We start from the raw sequence: 18,224 nt of genomic DNA, 5'->3' as shown, positions 1-18,224 counted from the left end.
CGCGCCAGCCTTGAGGCCGGCCGATCGCCGGCCTACCTCAACAGCACAGTTGCTCATGCGGCACCAGGACGCGCGGAAATGTGCCAGTGATTTGCCCGACGACACAAGCGCTTTGTTGCTGCGACAGAGTAGCGCGACGGGCAGATTCCCGAGCGATAGAATGAAAATAACGAAGATCGCGCGATCCCGTCCACTTTCGCCTTTAGAGCCAACGCGACCAGAGATCCAGCCGTCTTTAACCGAGAAGACGCACGAGTTGTTCGATCGCGGACCGCAACGCCGCAGCGATGCCTCCGTAAGACGCGGTCGCAATGGTGACACTCGTCCCAATCAGATTATATGTCCGCTCGAAAAAGCCGAGAGCACCTAGGATGACTCGCTTCTTCATTGTCACCGGGGCACTAGGCGACAGTCGATCGTCCGCGACAGTATGGCCGTGTGAGGACAGAGGAAGCCGAGATCTACCGCCAAGCGCTTCGCTCGGTTGGGTTGAAATTACTCGAGCGAACTCCGTCATCTTGTCGATAACCGCCAAGAACTCGTCCGTCGTCGCGCCGGCCTTATGTGCTTCAAGCGCCGCTTTCGACACCGTCTCAAATGGTTCAGTGAGCCTATTGCCTTCTGCCTGATCTTCCCGAAGCTGAGTTGCCCCGTAAACGGCTTCGCGCGTCGCATCGAGCGGAAAATGCTCAACTATGCGACGATGGTTTTCGTCGAAAAGATCAAAGGCTGTGCGCATGCCGGGCTCTAACCATTCGTCCTCGGCATGGCGAGCACTCACGGCCGCCGCAATAATTCCCGCGTCATCTTTCAAGAGTCCTAGTATTGGCTGGCTGCCACGAACCTTTAGCTCTCTGTCGTACGAGCGAAGTGAACTCCTAAGATACCCGGGCGCGTTCTTTGGCAGATCGCCCAAAATGACCTTAACAAGGTTCCGTTGACGCAGAGGAAGCAGAGCAATATCGCCTTCGACGCTAGGGATATCGTAAGCTTGATTTGGATGTACGTCTAACCGTCCGTTCAAGTTAATTGATGGCTGAGGACTCGCAAGCTCAGCCAAACGTTCCAGCGTGTCTCTTCGTCTATCCATATCCGTTGTTGACGGTGGGATTTTCGATTCTGGAGGCCGCTCCTCTGCTAAGCGCTTGTCCTCTATTTGAGTAAGCCTGTTGTCCCTGCTCGGTTGCTGCCGACGCCGCCTGAAAGGATTCCACCATTCACTAGAAGCCAAGCGCTCGGTAGCCTTGACCGGCTTGAGATTCGACATGTCAATCGCCCAGACCTCGATCTCGGCCGTCGTCGGGCGATCCTTGGGATTGGGCTGCAGCATCCGGTCGAGCAGTGGACGGATCCGCTTATCAATACCCCGAAGATCCGGCACTCGCCGTCTCTTCTCGACAAGTTGAAACATGGTACCACTCATATTGAGCTTCTCGCCGGTCAGAGCATAGAACAACACAAGTCCCAAGCTGTAAACGTCAGATGCCCAACTGACCTCGCCACCATGAAGACCGACTTGCTCCGGCGAAGCGTAATTGTGCGTTCCGACGAGAGCCGAGCCGATAACTGTGACATCACTCAACCGCGTCGAACGAGCGATGCCAAAGTCGATGATCTTAGCCTTCGTAAAATCATTCTGAGGAACGATGACGTTACTGGGTGATAGATCGCGATGGATTACTCCACGCTCATGCGCAGCCCTAAGCCCCGACGCAACTCGTCTAGTTAAAAGCAGCAGTGAATCAAAACTCAAGGGGGCCACGTCCAGCATGTCGGCGAGCGACCGGCCTTCCACGAATTCCATTGCTAGATAAGGACGCTGCAGCACGGGCTCGACGGTGAACACGAAATATCGAACGATGGCGTCGTGCATCAGATAATGGAGAGCCGCAGCCTCTCGGCGAAACAACTCCAGTGCCAAAGGATGCTCCGCCATTTCCGGGAGCAGCATCTTGATGGCCACACTCGTGCCGGTCTGGATCTCGTGTGCCCGGTAGACCTCGCCAACCCCGCCAACACCAATCAGCCGGTCCACTTCATAGATGCCGTTGAGCCGCGTCCCCGATGGGACACCTTTGTGAGCAACTCGAATTGGGTCCTGAGTGCTCACCTTCCCACCCGCGATTTCCTGACTTGCCGTGTATTCAGCAACTAAGTCCGGTGGTGAATGCCCAACGTCTCGCGATATAGGCCTTGCTCGACGAATGCGCTTCTCACAGAAAACGGCATCGCACGTTTCCCCGAGCCCACCGAATCAAAGCAGCTAACGAAATCTGCGGCAAGACGAATTTGCGCGCAGAAGTTGCCAATGCCAGAGGTAATCCCGTAGGCGCGAGTAAGGTATGTGGAGTGAAGCGATCTGAAGAACGACCATCCTGCTAGGCGTAGCAGCATCATCAGCAGACCAGGCGCTGACGTAGGCAAAGATCCTTGCAATTTCCTCCAATTGCTTTCCCAATGGGAAGGAAAAGCTGAGTCCAGAGCATCTTTGGGTTTCACAACCAACGGCCAGACAGTCGTGATGAACCTGCCCTCTAAACTTCCGCTGGCCTGCGAGCGCAGGACCGAAGGTAAAAAGCAGAAAGAATAAATGGCTGCGGCTGCCCTGGTCCGTTCAAAGCAGCTGCCGCGACCGCCCAAATAAGGGCAGATGGTTATAGCAAGGAGCTATGAGGCAACGCGATCCAAAGGCTGCAGCAGGCACTCTGGATCGCTTCGCTGCGCTCGCGATGACGTGCGGAGGGAGCGTCGCTCCACCACGCTTGCGACGACGCGCGGTGCGAGCGCAGCAGTCTCAAGCGTCAGTTCTCCGTCACGCCGGCTTCGTGCGGGGTGAACTGATAGACCGAGGAGCAGAACTCGCAGGTGACGACGACCTTGTCGTCCTGCACCATGTCGGCGCGATCCTGGGGCGAAAAACTCTTCAGCATGTTGGCGACGGCGTCGCGCGAGCAGGAGCAGCGCGCCTGCAGCGGCACGGTGTCGAACACGCGGACGCCGCGCTCGTGGAACAGGCGGTACAGCAGCCGCTCGCCGGACAGCGCCGGATCGATCAGCTCGACGTCCTCGACGGTCGCGACCAGCGACTGGCCCTCGACCCAAGCCTCGTCCTCTTCGACCGTGTGCAGCTCGGTGCCTTCGGGCGCATCGCCGGGATGCAGGTCGGCCTGGCGCAGCCGCTCGGGCGCCTGCGGCAGGAACTGCGTCAGCAGGCCACCGGCGCGCCAGCGGTGCTTGCCGCCGCTCCATTCCTCGCCGACGGCGAGGCGGACGCGGGTCGGGATCTGCTCGGAGCGCAGGAAGTATTCGTGCGCGGCCTCCTCCAGGCTGCCGCCGGTGAGCGCGACGAGGCCCTGGTAGCGGCTCATGTCGGGACCCTGGTCGATGGTCATCGCCAGATGGCCCTTGCCGAGCAGGCCGCCGGAATCCTTCGCCTCCGCAAGGCGCGCCTCGTCATAGCGCGCATAGGCGCGCAGCCGATCCGGTGCCTGGAAGTCGACCACCAGGAACGAGACGGGCCCGTCGGTCTGGGTCTGCAGGATGAAGCGGCCGTCGAACTTCAGCTGCGAGCCGAGCAAGGTCGTCAACACGATGGCTTCGCCGAGCAGCTTGCCGACCGGCGCGGGATAGGCGTGCTTGGTGAGGATGTCGTCGAGCGCCGGCCCCATGCGGGTGAGCCGGCCGCGCAGGTCGAGCGCGGCGACCTCGAACGGCAGCACGGCGTCGTCGACCGGCACCGACGAGGGCGCGCGGCTGGTGTCGAGATGGATGTCGTTGTCGGGGGAGGAGGCTGTCATGGCGCCTATTTGGGGACGATGCAGGGAAAGTGAAGGGGGCCATGGACCTAGCCCATGGCGCGGGCGCGGTACAGCCTCCCGCCGGCACGATCATGTCCGTGACAGGCCCTATCGGAGAGGTGCCTCGCGTCGAGGGCCGCACGAGAGGTCGGCGGCGCAGATGCCGCATCTCGGCCGAACGCTGAACGCCGCCGCCTCGTCACCAACCCCATGCGCCGGCTGACGGCGAATCCGCGATGACAGTGCGACCAGAGTCTGACGCGGATCGCGTTGCTGCGTCAGGTTCTCGATCGACGGCGGGTCGCTGCGAGCGATCCGATGCCGCCCCGCGCCTTTAACACTCCGTTCAACATGATGCGATCGCCTCGCCCACGACAAACGGGCCGGTAAGACAACATGCAGGAGCTTCTCTCAAGCTTGCGGCATGACGCTTCGAACTGACGATCCATATGCGCCAGCAGCATTCTCCGCGCGCCTTCCGGAGACGCTCGGCGCGGGCCGGGCGCCGGACAAAGCTTCAGCTTCTGCGCTCCCTGAGAAGCGCGAGCTCCGCGCCGTCCGGCTGCTGCTGATCGCGCTGTCCCTCTACAACGGCATCTATCTCGTCAGCTGGTGGCTGTCGTCGCCGCAGCCGGCGTTCGGCGACTTCTCCGGCCTGTGGTCGTTCGGCAAGTTCGCGGCGCTGTCGGGCGCAGGGATCTACGATCCGTTCGCGCTCGCCGACTATCAGCAAAGGCTGGATCCCGCGCTCGGTGGCGGCGGCTTCCCATATCCCTATCCGCCGACCTTCCTGCTGGCGCTGATTCCGCTAGGCCAGATGGCGCTGCCCGTCGCCTATGTCTGCTGGATCTCCGTCACCTTCGCAGCCTACGTGATCGCGACCCTGGGCCGCGACTGGCGCTCGCTGTCCGGCCTCGCGCTGCTCGCCGCGCCGACGACGCTGATCAACGCGATCACCGGCCAGAACGGCTTTCTGTCGGCGGCGCTGCTGATCGGCGGGCTGCGCCTGCTCGCGAGCCACCCCATGACAGCCGGCGCCCTGCTCGGCCTGCTCGCCTACAAGCCGCAATTCGTGCTGCTGATGCCCGTGGTCCTGCTGGCGTCGCGCAACTGGCGCGCCATCTTCAGCGCGATCGCCACGACCGGGATCGTCGCAGCGATCACCAGTGCTGCGATCGACGAATCGATCTGGCTGCAATGGATCGCGCGCTTTTCGGACTATCAGGCACTGCTGCGGGCCAACCAGTCCAGCCTCGATCACATGATGCCGACATGGATGGCGGGCGTGCACGCGATCGGTTCGCCGCCATGGGTGGGTTATGGCATCCAGCTCGCGGTCTCATTCGCCGTCGCCGTGCTGATCTGGCGGGCGAGCCGGCGCGGCATCGATGACCGGACCATCGCGCTGGTCGCGATCGGCAGCATCGTCGCCACGCCCTATGCGATGATCTACGACATGCCGATGGTCGCCGCAGGAATTGCGATCCATTGGAAGGCGCGGATCGATGCGGGGGCGCCGATCTCCGCCCTGGAGATCGGCGTCGTGATCGTGCTCGCCGCTTGCCTGCTCGCGATGATCGGTCACGCGCTCCCGTTCGTGGCGGCACTTCTGCTGATGCTGCTGGTGCTGAGCGTCGCTGGCGCGTGCGACCGGTTCGGCCGGCAACTGCCGGCGCTGAACGTCGCGCCGCCGGCTGCGGGCTGATTGCTCTCGGTGCAATGCAAGGGATGACGATGGGGAATCGTCTGCGCTAGGCTGGCGGTGAGAGATCCACGACATCGCATTGGCCATGCCGCACAGCTCATCCCTGCTCGCTTTCGCGCTGGTCTCGCTCGGCATGGTGCTGACGCCCGGGCCGAACATGATCTACCTGATCTCGCGCGCGATCACGCAGGGCCGCGCGGCGGGACTGGTCTCACTGGGCGGCGTGGCGGTCGGCTTCGTGGCCTACATGCTCGCCGCGGCGTTCGGCATCACGGCGCTGCTGTTCGCCGTCCCGTTCGCCTATGACGCGCTGCGCCTCGCCGGCGCCGCCTATCTGCTCTATCTCGCCTGGCAGGCGGTGAAGCCGGGCGGACGCTCGCCGTTCCAGGTGAAGGAGCTCGCGATCGACGGCCCGCGCAAGCTGTTCCTGATGGGGCTGGTCACCAACCTTCTGAACCCGAAGATCGCGATGCTGTATCTGGCGCTGCTGCCGCAGTTCATCGATCCGGCTTCCGGCAGCGTGCTGACGCAGTCGATCGTGCTGGGCGCGATCCAGATCGTGATCAGCGTCAGCGTCAACGCCATGATCGCGATGGCCGCGGGCTCGATCGCGCTGTTCCTGGCGACGCGGCCGGCCTGGTCGCTGGTGCAGCGCTATCTGATGGGCACGGTGCTCGCCGGGCTCGCGGTGCGCATGGCGCTGGAAGCGCGGCGGGGATAACGGCTTTCGCCTGCCCGCTCGCGGGAGGTCGGCTCGCGCGAGCGTGAGACGGGTGGGGAATTCGTTCGTCGACGTGGTACCGCCCGTGTGGCTCTCGCTCCCCCGCAAGCGGGAGAGGGAGCGCACCGCCGATGTGGAGACCGCGTCGCGCCACTGGCGGAGAGGCGCCGGTAAACCCTCAATCCAGCTTCGCCTCCATGCCGCGCTTGACGGCGGGGCGGGCCATCAGGGTGTCGTACCAGCGCTTGACGTTGGGGAAGTCGGCGAGGTCGACCTTGTGGCGCGGGTGGCGCCAGGCCCAGCCGAGGATGGCGAAATCGGCAATCGACAGCGGCCCGGCCACGAATTCGTGGGACGCGAGCCGGCGGTCGAGCACGCCATACAGGCGGACCGTCTCGGCCATGTAGCGCTTCAGGCCATAGGCGCGGTCCTGTTCGTTCGACAGCGCGATGAAATGGTGCACTTGGCCCGGCATCGGGCCGAAGCCGCCCATCTGCCACATCAGCCATTCATAGACCGGGATCCGCTCCGCCAGCGATTTCGGCAGGAATTGTCCGGTCTTCTCGCCGAGATAGAGCAGGATGGCGCCGGATTCGAACACGCTGACCGGCTTGCCCGCGGGGCCATCGGGATCGACGATCGCCGGGATCTTGTTGTTGGGGCTGATCGCCAGAAACTCCGGGGCCATCTGGGCGCCCTTGGTGATGTCGACCGGGATGACGCGATAAGGGAGCCCCATCTCCTCCAGCGCGACCGAGATCTTGCGGCCGTTGGGGGTGTTCCATGTGTGCAGCTCGATCGTCATGGGCGTCCTTCCCGATTATCCCTGCTGGGTCGCTCCCCCATTAGCTCGAAACTGCGCGCCGCTCCAAACGTAGCGTTGTTGATGGGACGCCGTGGCCGCTGGCCTCCGGCGTCCGAGCCCGATAGATTGCGCCACCCAAGAATCCACCCAAGAACCGACCCTCAGGGGAAAACGCCGTGTCCAAATCCGCCTCCCGCGCCCGCCTCCTCGAGATCATCCGCAGGCGCTCGTTCGGCCGTGGCGAGGTCACGCTGGCCTCCGGCCGCAAGAGCGATTTCTATTTCAACCTGAAGCCGACCATGATGGACCCGGAGGGCGCCACGCTGCTCGCCGAGCTCACCTATGAGGCGCTGAAGGACGACGGCTACGACTATATCGGCGGGCTGGAGATGGGCGCGGTGCCGCTGGCCGGCGCGATCGCCCAGATCTCGTGGATCAAGGGCCACCCGATCGCGGCCTTCTTCGTGCGCAAGAAGCCGAAGGAGCATGGCGCGAAGCTCGCCATCGAGGGCCTGACCCGCGACGAGACCCTGGCCGGCAAGCGCATCGTCGTGGTCGAGGACGTCACCACCACCGGCGGCTCGGCGATGAAGGCGGTCGAGACCTTGCGCGAGTCCGGCGCCGAGGTGGCGCTGGTGTTCACCATGGTCGACCGCGAGGAAGGCGCCGCGGAGGCCTTCGCGGCGGCGGGCCTGCCGTTCCAGGCGCTGTACAAGGCGCGCGAATTCCTCTGAGGCGCGCGCGCGCGGCGCATTTCACCGCCGCGCACACCGCTCATTTACCAACGCCCGTTAAGGTTACTGCAAAGCAGATGGCGCCATGCTTTGGGGCATGGCCCTTTCGATCGTACATGATCGGCGGGACGCAGGCCGCGTCCACTCGAGGCTTTGCGGTGAACCTGTTGGCGATGGAGTCGGGCGTTGCGTAGCGTGTCGTCGTTGGGTCGGACAGCCTGCCGCATGGTGGTCGCGGGCACCATCGGCCTCGTCGCGGCCGGCGCGCTGGCGCCGCAGATGGCACGGGCCCAGGGCCTGTTCGATCTGCTGTTCGGCGGCTTCAACAAGCCGCAGGCGCAGCGGCCGGCGACGCAGGGCGGCTTCTTCGCCGATCCGTTCGGCACCAATCCGCAGGCCCCGGCGCAGCCGCGTGTGACGTCGAGCGGATCGGGCGCGGCGTTCTGCGTGCGCAGCTGCGACGGCCGCTACTTTCCGCTGACGCGCGGCCTCGCCTCGCCGGTGCAAATGTGCCAGGCGTTCTGCCCGGCCAGCCCGACCAAGGTCTATTTCGGCTCCAACATCGATTACGCCACCGCTGCGAACGGCGAACGCTATGCCGACAGCGAGACCGCGTTCGCCTATCGCCAGGCGCTGCGCGCCGACTGCACCTGCAACGGCCGCGATCCGGCCGGGCTGGCGCCGGTCGACCTGTCGCTCGACACCTCGCTGCGCCCCGGCGACGTGGTCGCGACCAGCGACGGGCTTGTCGCCTATTCCGGCACGCGCGGCAGCGGCGGCCAGCCGGCGGATTTCAAGCCGGTGGCGTCCTATCCCGGGCTGAACGCGGATACGCGGGCGCGGCTCGGCGAGATGAAGGTGGCGCCGGTGCGCGCCGACATGATCGGCGCCGATGCACAGGCGATGGCCCTGCCGGCTGACGTCAATGTCAGCACCGCGCCGCCGATGACCATCGCGCCAAAGCCGGCCAGGAGCCGGGTGAAACAGGCGGATGTGGACTGAGCACGGGCCGTGCGCCACGGCGCACAAGAGTGCGCCGGCGTGCAACCCCGCCATCATGCTGGACTGCTTCCGCACCTCGGCAGCGGGATTTCAGAAGAGCGGCTCGTACGCCCCGGCGCGACGGCCCAAACGACTGCCAGAACTAGCGCCCGACGATGACGCCGATGACGTTCGGGGCGGTCAGATATTTGTCCTCGATCGCCGCGCGCGCGGCGGCGCGGTTGTCCGGCGTCAGCAGGCCGCGCTTCTCGGCGAGGATCATCCAGCAGAAGCCCCACCAGTCGGTCAGCATGCCCTCGTCATCGACCAGGTCATAGCCCTGCTCGGCGGCAAAGATGCGCGCCCGCGCTTCGTCCAGGCCGTCGAGAAAGGTGTGGTCGGTGGCGGAGAACAGGTCGTCCGAGATGTCGTCTGTCGTGTAGCCCCAGACCGACATGCAGACCGCGTTGAACGCGCGGTCGATCTGGTCGTCGTCGACGGCCCGCCGCCGCGCCATCTTGTGCAGCCGCGTCAGGGTGCGCGCAAAATCGGCAATGCGGGTCAGGGCCAGGGGATCGAAGGCGATGGTGGACATGGCGTCCTCGCGTGATGCACTGATGCCGGGGTGTGAGCGGATCGAATCGCAATAGAGATAACGATCGCGTGCTAAATTGTTCTTAATTTGTTCCTCATCGATTGTCCATCCCCTCCTCAGGACGTGTCGCCGCCGATGCAGCCTCCGACCCCGAAAGCAGACGCCGCCGATCGCAAGCGCCTTGGCTTTCTCCTGCGGGAGCTGTGCGTCGACCTCGGCTTCTGCACTCGCCTGACGGCGGATGCCCTGCTGTGCGGAGGACAGGCACTGGGTGCGCGAGAATTCGCCAACGCCGTGCTGCTGGCCGAAGGCATGGACCCGGAGCTGGAACCTGCGTGGCGCCGGCGGATCGAGGAACGGTTCTGCGCCCGCTTCGGCTCGCGATTCTCGATCCCGGCCCGTCGGGATGACCCAAGGGAGCCGTGTGCACCTGCAGCATGATGCCCCCATTCGACTCGCGGAACCCGGCCCGAACTTTGCATAATTTTCGGTCATCGACCTGTGCGGGGCCGCCCTTGCCCGGGTTTCGATCCGCGCCCAACCATCGTATGCTTTTTCCTGGTTCCTCGTAGCATCACAGGTTTTCCAAGGTGACAGATCAGCCGTCCCAGCGCAGCTTCGTAAGCACCGGCCAGCCCGTCGACGAATTGGCGGTTGCGGAGATCAAGAACGACGTCCTGGCCAAGCTTCGGCTGACGATCGGCAAGGAAGCGAGCCAGGCGACGCAGCAGGACTGGTACCACGCCGCGGCGCTGACCTTGCGCGACCGGATCGTGCATCGCTGGCTGACCGCCGACAAGGAGAGCTACGATGCCGGGCGCAAGCGCGTCTACTATCTCAGCCTCGAATTCCTGATCGGCCGTCTCTTCACCGACGCGCTCAACAACATGGGGCTGATGAAGGTGTTCGAGACCGCGCTCGGCGATCTCGGCGTCGGCCTGATGGATTTGCGCAAATGCGAGCCGGATGCCGCGCTCGGCAATGGCGGCCTGGGGCGGCTCGCGGCCTGCTTCATGGAGAGCATGTCGACGTTGCAGATCCCGGCGATCGGCTACGGCATCCGCTATGATTTCGGCCTGTTCCGCCAGGTCATCCTCGACGGCTGGCAGCACGAATATCCCGACGTCTGGCTGTCGTTCGGCAACCCCTGGGAATTCCAGCGCCCCGAGGTGGTCTACCATGTCCATTTCGGCGGCGGCGTCGAGCATGTCGACGACAAGGGCCGCGCGCGCGCGGTCTGGCATCCCGGCGAGACCGTGCAGGCGGTCGCCTATGACACGCCGATCGTCGGCTGGCGCGGCCAGCATGTGAATGCGCTGCGGCTGTGGTCGGCGCGCTCGCCCGACCCGCTCAAGCTCGACGTGTTCAATTCCGGGGACTATCTCGGCGCCTCGGCCGAGGAAGCGCGGGCGGAAGCGATCTGCAAGTTCCTGTATCCGAACGACGAGAGCCCGGCGGGACGCGAGCTGCGGCTGCGCCAGGAATATTTCTTCGTCTCGGCCTCGCTGCAGGATCTGGTCAAGCGCCATCTCGGCTCCGACGGCCAGCTGCGCAGCCTGTCGCAGAAGGCGGCCGTGCAGCTCAACGATACGCATCCTTCGCTCGCAGTGGCCGAGCTGATGCGCATCCTGGTCGACCTGCATAATTTCCGCTGGGACGAGGCCTGGAAGATCACCGTCGCGACCCTGTCCTACACCAACCACACGCTGCTGCCGGAGGCGCTTGAGACCTGGCCGGTCGAATTGTTCGAGCGACTCCTGCCGCGGCATCTGGAGATCATCTACCGCATCAACGCGCAGCACCTGGCGCTCGCCGACCAGCGCGCGCCCGGCGACATCGACTACCGCGCCTCGGTGTCCCTGATCGACGAGAAGAGCGGCCGCCGCGTCCGCATGGGCCAGCTCGCCTTCGTCGGCTCGCACCGCATCAACGGCGTCTCGGCGATGCATTCGGATCTGATGAAGGAGACCGTGTTCCACGATCTCAACCATCTCTATCCCGGCCGCATCACCAACAAGACCAACGGCATCACCTTCCGCCGCTGGCTGACGCTCGCCAATCCCAAGCTGACCACCCTGCTGCGCGAGGCCTGCGGCGACGCCATCGTCGATGATCCGACGCTGCTTGCGAGCCTCGAGAGCTACGTCACCGACAGCGCCTTCCATCAGAAGTTCCGTGCCGTGAAGCACCACAACAAGGTGCAGCTGGCGCGGCTGATCGGCGAGCGCATGAACGTGCGGCTCGACCCGAACGCGCTGTTCGACGTGCAGATCAAGCGCATCCACGAATACAAGCGGCAGCTGCTCAACATTCTCGAGGCGGTCGCGCTGTATCAGGACATCAAGGACGACCCGCAGGCCAACTGGGTGCCGCGGGTCAAGATCTTCGCCGGCAAGGCGGCGGCGAGCTATCGCTACGCCAAGCTGATCATCAAGCTGATCAACGACGTCGCCGAGGTGGTCAACAACGATCCCGATATCGGCGGCAAGCTGAAGGTCGTGTTCATGGCCGACTACAATGTCAGCCTGGCGGAAACGATCATTCCCGCGGCCGACCTGTCCGAGCAGATCTCGACCGCCGGCATGGAGGCGTCCGGCACCGGCAACATGAAGCTGGCGCTCAACGGCGCCATCACCATCGGCACGCTGGACGGCGCCAATATCGAGATCCGCGACAATGTCGGCCCCGAGAACATCGCGATCTTCGGCATGGAGGCCGGCGACGTCATGCTCCGCCGCAAGCAGGGGCTGGACGCGAGCGACGTGATCCGCCGCTCGCCGCGGCTGGCGCGCGCCATCGACGCCATCGCCACGGGCGCATTCTCGCCGGGCGAGCCCGGCCGGTTCGAGCCGATCGCCCACGCGCTGCGCCATCTTGACCACTACATGGTCTCAGCCGATTTCGATTCGTACTATCAGGCCCAGCGCGGCGTCGATGCACGCTGGCAGTCCGAGCCGGACTGGACCCGGGCCTCGATCCTCAACGTCGCACGCATGGCGTGGTTCTCCTCCGACCGCACCATCCGCGAATATGCCGACGACATCTGGAACGTCCCGGTCGGCCCGCTCGCCACGGCGCCGGCGCAAGCCAAGCGGGCGTGAGGGACGATAGGTACTTAGTTGGTCGTCATGGCCGGGCTTGTCCCGGCCATCCACGTCGTTCGGCATCCTGGGAACCGCGTGGATGCCCGGGACGGGCCCGGGCATGACGGAGTAGCTGGCTGGCAGGGTACGCCATTGTCAGCACCTGCATTGCGTTTCTCCTGACGGCCATCATACGATGATCGTCAGGAGCAACGCATGACCGAGACGCCGCCAAGCCATTTGTTCGACGACGCCACCCGCGTCACTGCCGGTGACAGCCGCTGGCAGGGGCGGACCAGCCCGGACTACTGGGCCTTCGTCGGGCCGTTCGGCGGCGCCACCGCGGCGACCGTGCTGCGCGCGCTTGTCGAGCATCCGCAAATCCAGGGCGATCCGCTGGCGCTCACGGTGAACTATTGCGCGCCCATTGCAGAAGGACCGTTCGATCTCGACGTGCGGCTGGTAAAGGCCAACCGCTCGTCGCAGCACTGGTGCGTCGAGCTGAGCCAGGGCGATGCCGACGCGGCGACGCTCGCCACCGCGGTGTTCGCCGAGCGGCGGCCGTCCTGGTCGCACCAGCCGGCGACGAAGCCCGACGCGCCGCCGTTCGAGCAGGTCAAGCGTCATCCCGACACCAACATGTCTTGGACCAAGCAGTACGATTTCCGCTTCATCGCGGGCCGCCCGGCGTTCGGCGCCTCGTCGTCGGGCGAGCCGCACAGCAGCTATTCGCGCCTGTGGATCTCCGACCGCAAGCCGCGCACGCTCGACTGCCTGTCGCTGCTGTCGATGTCGGATGCGTTTTTCGGCCGCGTCTTCCATGCCCGCGGCGAGCTGGTGCCGTTCGGCACGGTGTCACTGACGACGTATTTCCACGTCAGCCGCGAGGAGCTGGCGGCGGAGGACATCACGCATGTGCTGGCAACCGCGGACGCCAAGGTGTTCAACCGCAGCTATCAGGACCAGCACGGCGAGCTGTGGTCACCATCCGGCCGCCTGCTCGCGACGACGACGCAGATTGCGTATTTCAAGGCGTGAAGGCCCAGGGCGCTTCAACAACCTCGGTGTCGTCCCGGCCTTGAGCCGGGACCCATAGCCACCGTATCGAATTTGGCGAAGGCTGGAGCTACCTGCACGACTCACCACGCCGTCCTGTGGTTATGGGTCCCGGCGTTCGCCGGGACGACAGCGGTGGGTGTGGCGCGACCTCGGCCGCTCCGCGTTGGCGGATAGGCGAAGGGTCAGTCGCAATGCGGCTGACCCGGAAAAGCGAGCCAGCCTACTCCGCGGCCAGCTTCAGGTCCGGCGCGGCGGCGCGGACGTCGGCGTCGACCTGGGCTTCGAACTTTGCAAAGTTCTTCTGGAACATGCCGACCAGCGCACGCGCGGTCTTGTCGAACTCGGCCTTGTCCTTCCAGGTGTTAACCGGATCGAGGATCTCGCTCGGCACGCCCGGCAGCGCGGTCGGCACCGCGAAGCCGAAATACTTGTCGGTGCGGAATTCGACGTTGCGCAAGCTGCCATCGAGCGCCGCGGTCAGCAGCGCGCGCGTCACCTTGATCGGCATGCGCGAGCCGGTGCCGTACTTGCCGCCGGTCCAGCCGGTGTTGACCAGCCAGCAGTCGACATTGTGGTCGGCGATCAGCTGCCGCAGCATATTGCCGTAGACGGAGGGATCGAGCGGCAGGAACGGCGAGCCGAAGCAGGTCGAGAATTCCGGCTGCGGCTCGTTGCCGAGGCCACGCTCGGTGCCCGCGACCTTGGCGGTGTAGCCGGACAGGAAGTGATACATTGCCTGCGCCGGCGACAGCTTTGCGATCGGCGGCAGCACGCCGAAAGCGTCGGCGGCGAGCATCACGACGTTCTTCGGATGCGGCGCGCGGCCGGTGCGCGAGGCGTTCGGGATGTAGTCGAGCGGATAGGCCGAGCGGGTGTTCTCGGTCTTGGAGCCGTCGTCGAAATCGGGAACGCGGCTGTCCTCGTCGAGCACCACGTTCTCCAGCACGGCGCCGAAGCGGGTCGACGCCGCAAAGATCTGCGGCTCGGCTTCCTGCGACAGCTTGATGCATTTGGCGTAGCAGCCGCCCTCGAAGTTGAACACGCCGGACGGACCCCAGCCGTGCTCATCGTCGCCGATCAGGGTGCGGTTCGGATCGGCCGACAGCGTCGTCTTGCCGGTGCCGGACAGGCCGAAGAAGATCGCGGTGTCGCCCTTCGGGCCGACATTGGCCGAGCAGTGCATCGGCATCACGCCGCGCTCCGGCAGGTAGTAGTTGAGCGTGGTGAACACGCTCTTCTTCATCTCTCCGGCATAATAGGACCCGCCGATCAGGACGATCTTGCGGGCGAAATCGATCGCGACGACGTTCTGCGAGCGCACGCCGTGACGGCTCGGGTCGGCGCGGAAGCTCGGCATGTCGATGATCGTGAGCTCCGGCACGAAGGTGTCGAGCTCGATCGCCTGCGGACGGATCAGCAGGGTGCGGATGAACAGCGAATGCCAGGCGAGTTCGGTGAAGACGCGCGTCTTGATCCGGAAGCTCGGATCGGCGCCGCCATAGAGATCCTGCGCGAACAGGCTCTTGCCTTCGGCGTGCTTGATGAAGTCCTGATACAGCGCCTCGAACTGCTCGGGCGTGATCGCCTGGTTGCCGGCCCACCACATCTTCTCGGTGGAGGCGTCGCGGACCGTGAACTTGTCCTTCGGGCTGCGACCGGTGAATTCGCCAGTATCCGCGCACAGCGCCCCATCGGCCGACAGCACCGCCTCGCCCGCCGCCAGCGAATATTGATAGAGCTGGGGAGCGCCGAGATTCCAATGCAGCTGCTTGAGATTCTTTAAGCCGAACTTGTCGGCACCGAAGGCACCGTTGCGAATACCCGTCTCTTGCACGAAGAACCCTCCTGAGAGCCCGCACCAGTTGCGCGCGAAATTCGTGGCGCGTTGCGCGGTGACCGTTACCGTTTACATCGCCTTACCAAAGCGCGGTCGCCGACCTAATACTGATCAACGCCGGTCTTGCCAAGACGATCCGATCGAATTGGTTATTGCCGGCGGCTGATGCGCGTCACTCATTTTATGCGCACATTTGCTCAGCAGAGCAGCAATCGGCATGCAGTCCCGTGCATGCTGCAACGCAACAGATATATCAGCGCACTTCGGTTTCGCCGAGCAGCACGAACGGCGCCCAAACCGAAGGATACGCATTGCCAAGCGAAGATTGGTCATCGAGGAGCGCCAGCATCGCTTGTCGAAGAGCCTCGCTGCGTCCCATGGTCGGACGATCCTTCAGCCGGTGAAACGTGTCGGTCATCAGCCGCGTCGCGGCGGCCGAATCGACGGCCCAATGCGTCACCAACAGCGCCCGCGCGCCGGCATAGAAGAACGCCCGCGCGAGACCCGACAGCGCCTCCGCGCCCGGCCTGTCACCTGCGATGGTGTTGCAGGCCGACAGCACGACGAAATCGGCCCTGAGCTTCAGCTGCGCGACTTCGCTGGCCGTCAGCAGCCCATCGTCGAGCGCCGACGGGACCGCAGGAATGCTGAGCGCAAGCGACGGCTCGGCGATACCTTTGACGTCGCCGGCCACGAGGCCATGGGTCGCGAAATACACGATCCGGTAGTCCGCCAGCGGCGCGCGCTTGACGGTGGTCTCGCTGGCGTCGTTGCCGAGGTGGAGGTCCGAGGAGGCCACGCCGAGATCGCCCGCGACCGCGTTCAGCTCGTCGGCGGTATCGGGCAGCCGAGGAAGCGCGCGTGCGAGCTGAGCGCGGTCGACGCCTGCACCGCGCCAGAAGTCCGTGTACGCCAGCGTCGCGATGCTGCGCGCGGCCTGCTTCCCGGCGCCTCCACGGGACACGCCGGCGGCGGCAGGATCGAACACGGGATCACCGAAGCCGATCATGGGCCTGCCGCCGCGGTCGCTGCGGGCCTGGCCGCGCAGCGCCTTGAGGCTGCCGAGCGATGGCAGCACCGCGACCGCCTGCCGTCGCAACAGCCAGGCCGCATCGCGGTAACCGGTCATGCTGTCGGGGACGGCTCGGGCCGGCGGCGCCGTCACCAGCAGATGGAACGGCAGCGCGGTCAGCGCGCCCGACGGCACGATCAAGAGGCTGCGCTTGTCCTTCGTCAGCGCTTCCGCCGGCGCCAGCAGGGACGCGTAGAGCTCATTGGCAACGGCAAGGTCGAACAGATCGGACGTCGCGGCGTTTTCGGTCGCCACCCCCGGGGAAAGACCATGGCGGAATCGCATGACGTCGCGCGCGAGCGCATCGGCGCCGCGCGGGATCTGATACCACTCGAAGCGATCGCGCGTGATCGCCAGCACGAAGGCGCTGTGGTCGAGCACCGCGTAGGCGACCAGCGCCTCGTCCTCGGCCAGTTGCGGCTGGATCTCAGCAAGGCTCATCGGCGCCGGATTCGACAGCGCCGCAAACTCCGGAAACTCCCGCGCCAGGGTAGCGCGCAGGTCGGCGCGCTCGGCCGTGACGGTCGCCAGCCGTGCCTTGTCGCGCTTCTCGGCGGAGAGATCACGCTGTGCCGCAGGGCGCGACACCGCGGCAATAACACTCTTGTCGAGCGTGTCGCCTTCCGCCGCGAGATCCTGATCCTTGCGCACCAGCTCGGCGAGGCGATCATTGCCGGCGGCGAGCCGGACGGCGAGCTTGTCGACCGCGGCCGCAGCCTGCGACTGGGCGCTGCGCTGGATCACATCGATGGCGCCGTCAAACGCCTTCCCCGCCGCCAGGCTGCCGTCGCGCCCGGCCGCAAACAGCACCGGCAGCGCCACCTTCGGCTGCGCCTGGCCGCGCTGAATGGCGCGATCGACCAGCGGCAGCGCATCCGGGATGCGTCCCGCAGCCTGGTAGAGTCCGGCGAGATTGTTCAGCGCCGTCACCGCATCCGGATGATCCGGCCCCAGCGCCCGCTGGCGGATCGCGAGCGCGCGGACGAACAGCGGCTCTGCCTCGTCGTAACGCTGCTGACGCTGCTTCAAATCGGCCAGATTGTTGAGCGAGCGCGCAACATCAGGATGATCGGCGCCGAGCAGCTTCTCACGAATGGCCAGGGATTGGCGGATCAGCGGCTCCGCCTCGCCATAGCGGCCGTCGCTCTTGGTGAGCTGGCCGAGATTGTTGAGGAGGGTTGCGACCGGCGCGCTGTCAGGGCCGGCGGCCTTGCGGTAGATCGCGAGTGCACGCCTGAACAGCGGTTCGGCGTCGCCATGGCGATCCTGGCGTTCGTAGAGCGTGGCGAGATTGTTCAGGGCCTGGCCAACGTCGGGGTGGGCGGCTCCGAGCGCCCTCTCGCGGATCGCCAGCGCACGCGCGAACAGCGGCTCGGCCTCGGCGTAGCGCTGCTGGCGCTGATACAGCGCTGCCAGATTGTTCAGCGCCGGGGCGATCTCGACGCTGTCCAGCCCGAGCGCGGTCTCATAGAGCGCCACCGCGCGCTTGTAGTTCGGCTCGGCCTCGGCATCGCGGCCGAGCGAGGCCAGCGCCTGGCCGAGATTGGTCAGCGCCGCCGCAAGATCGCGCTTGTTGGACGTCGCCTCGAGGCTCGCCACCATCGCCTGCGCCAGCGGCAACGCCTCGCGATATTTGCCGGCGCGGCTCAGCGCGATGATGCGACCGCTCTCGGCGGCGAGATCGGCCGTCGCGAGGGCTGGATGGAGCAGCGCGCTGCCCGCCAGAATAGCTGCGAACGCAATTGCCACGCGCTTGCAGGAGGGCATGCTCAGATCTCCGCCAGGGACGGAGATTTGGTCGCAACCGCGCGCGGTCGCGTTCAAAGTGCGGATCT

At 65.3% G+C, this 18,224-nt stretch carries 13 protein-coding genes; 7 read left to right on the top strand and 6 right to left on the bottom strand.

Features of this window, described 5'->3' with window-relative positions; all coding sequences use genetic code 11:
- Positions 1-235 precede the first annotated feature (235 nt).
- Both QQL87_RS28710 and QQL87_RS28705 read right to left on the bottom strand, forming a co-directional pair.
- Positions 236-2,110: a serine/threonine-protein kinase gene (locus tag QQL87_RS28710; RefSeq protein ID WP_284422254.1), complete on the bottom strand. Its 1,875-nt coding sequence runs from the start codon at positions 2,108-2,110 to the stop codon at positions 236-238.
- Between the two features lie 691 nt (positions 2,111-2,801).
- The gene (locus tag QQL87_RS28705; RefSeq protein ID WP_284422255.1) at positions 2,802-3,797 is read right to left on the bottom strand and encodes an Hsp33 family molecular chaperone; all 996 of its coding nucleotides are present in this window, start codon (positions 3,795-3,797) and stop codon (positions 2,802-2,804) included.
- 424 nt (positions 3,798-4,221) lie between these two features.
- Between QQL87_RS28705 and QQL87_RS28700 the strand changes: the two genes are divergently transcribed.
- Together QQL87_RS28700 and QQL87_RS28695 are read left to right on the top strand one after the other, a co-directional pair.
- Complete coding sequence (locus QQL87_RS28700; RefSeq protein ID WP_284422256.1) at positions 4,222-5,502, top strand: glycosyltransferase family 87 protein; 1,281 nt, start codon at positions 4,222-4,224, stop codon at positions 5,500-5,502.
- Between the two features lie 85 nt (positions 5,503-5,587).
- Positions 5,588-6,223, top strand: coding sequence for a LysE family translocator (locus tag QQL87_RS28695; protein WP_284422257.1), 636 nt, complete (start codon positions 5,588-5,590; stop codon positions 6,221-6,223).
- Between the two features lie 178 nt (positions 6,224-6,401).
- On the opposite strand, the gene QQL87_RS28690 is transcribed toward QQL87_RS28695, so the two are convergent.
- Positions 6,402-7,028 (bottom strand): glutathione S-transferase family protein, encoded by a 627-nt coding sequence (locus QQL87_RS28690; RefSeq protein ID WP_284422258.1) that lies wholly within the window; start codon positions 7,026-7,028, stop codon positions 6,402-6,404.
- Positions 7,029-7,204: 176 nt separating this feature from the next.
- Between QQL87_RS28690 and pyrE the strand changes: the two genes are divergently transcribed.
- Positions 7,205-7,762 carry an orotate phosphoribosyltransferase gene (gene pyrE, locus QQL87_RS28685; protein WP_284422259.1) on the top strand — a complete coding sequence of 186 codons (558 nt, stop codon included), beginning with the start codon at positions 7,205-7,207 and terminating at the stop codon, positions 7,760-7,762.
- A gap of 186 nt (positions 7,763-7,948) precedes the next feature.
- Complete coding sequence (locus tag QQL87_RS28680) at positions 7,949-8,764, top strand: DUF2865 domain-containing protein (protein WP_502871228.1); 816 nt, start codon at positions 7,949-7,951, stop codon at positions 8,762-8,764.
- Between the two features lie 142 nt (positions 8,765-8,906).
- Here the strand turns inward: QQL87_RS28680 and QQL87_RS28675 are convergent, their stop codons facing one another.
- Entirely contained in the window at positions 8,907-9,338 is a 432-nt protein-coding gene (locus tag QQL87_RS28675; RefSeq protein ID WP_284422261.1) for a hypothetical protein, read from the bottom strand.
- A 135-nt stretch (positions 9,339-9,473) separates the two neighbouring features.
- Between QQL87_RS28675 and QQL87_RS28670 the strand changes: the two genes are divergently transcribed.
- The 3 genes from QQL87_RS28670 (at position 9,474) to QQL87_RS28660 (ending at position 13,459) form a co-directional block, all read left to right on the top strand.
- Positions 9,474-9,779 carry a hypothetical protein gene (locus tag QQL87_RS28670; RefSeq protein ID WP_284422262.1) on the top strand — a complete coding sequence of 102 codons (306 nt, stop codon included), beginning with the start codon at positions 9,474-9,476 and terminating at the stop codon, positions 9,777-9,779.
- Positions 9,780-9,928: 149 nt separating this feature from the next.
- The gene (locus QQL87_RS28665) at positions 9,929-12,439 is read left to right on the top strand and encodes a glycogen/starch/alpha-glucan phosphorylase (protein WP_284422264.1); all 2,511 of its coding nucleotides are present in this window, start codon (positions 9,929-9,931) and stop codon (positions 12,437-12,439) included.
- A 198-nt stretch (positions 12,440-12,637) separates the two neighbouring features.
- Positions 12,638-13,459 (top strand): acyl-CoA thioesterase, encoded by an 822-nt coding sequence (locus QQL87_RS28660; RefSeq protein WP_284422266.1) that lies wholly within the window; start codon positions 12,638-12,640, stop codon positions 13,457-13,459.
- 241 nt (positions 13,460-13,700) lie between these two features.
- Here QQL87_RS28660 and QQL87_RS28655 read toward each other — a convergent pair whose 3' ends face one another.
- Both QQL87_RS28655 and QQL87_RS28650 read right to left on the bottom strand, forming a co-directional pair.
- A complete protein-coding gene (locus QQL87_RS28655) occupies positions 13,701-15,314 on the bottom strand; it encodes a phosphoenolpyruvate carboxykinase (RefSeq protein WP_284422267.1) in 1,614 nt (537 codons plus the stop codon).
- A 256-nt stretch (positions 15,315-15,570) separates the two neighbouring features.
- Complete coding sequence (locus tag QQL87_RS28650) at positions 15,571-18,156, bottom strand: CHAT domain-containing tetratricopeptide repeat protein (RefSeq protein WP_284422268.1); 2,586 nt, start codon at positions 18,154-18,156, stop codon at positions 15,571-15,573.
- Positions 18,157-18,224 lie beyond the last annotated feature (68 nt).

This window comes from Bradyrhizobium sp. SSBR45G, assembly GCF_030159255.1.
GTDB lineage: Bacteria > Pseudomonadota > Alphaproteobacteria > Rhizobiales > Xanthobacteraceae > Bradyrhizobium.
This window is presented reverse-complemented; position numbering and strand designations above follow the sequence as displayed.

Bases quoted from the DNA above. Each gene is read 5' to 3' on its own strand.
- QQL87_RS28660 (WP_284422266.1), top strand. From the start codon at position 12,638: ATGACCGAGACGCCGCCAAGCCATTTGTTCGACGACGCCACCCGCGTC.
- QQL87_RS28700 (WP_284422256.1), top strand. From the start codon at position 4,222: ATGACGCTTCGAACTGACGATCCATATGCGCCAGCAGCATTCTCCGCG.
- QQL87_RS28690 (WP_284422258.1), bottom strand. From the start codon at position 7,028: ATGACGATCGAGCTGCACACATGGAACACCCCCAACGGCCGCAAGATC.
- QQL87_RS28675 (WP_284422261.1), bottom strand. From the start codon at position 9,338: ATGTCCACCATCGCCTTCGATCCCCTGGCCCTGACCCGCATTGCCGAT.
- QQL87_RS28695 (WP_284422257.1), top strand. From the start codon at position 5,588: ATGCCGCACAGCTCATCCCTGCTCGCTTTCGCGCTGGTCTCGCTCGGC.
- QQL87_RS28705 (WP_284422255.1), bottom strand. From the start codon at position 3,797: ATGACAGCCTCCTCCCCCGACAACGACATCCATCTCGACACCAGCCGC.
- QQL87_RS28670 (WP_284422262.1), top strand. From the start codon at position 9,474: ATGCAGCCTCCGACCCCGAAAGCAGACGCCGCCGATCGCAAGCGCCTT.
- QQL87_RS28650 (WP_284422268.1), bottom strand. From the start codon at position 18,156: ATGCCCTCCTGCAAGCGCGTGGCAATTGCGTTCGCAGCTATTCTGGCG.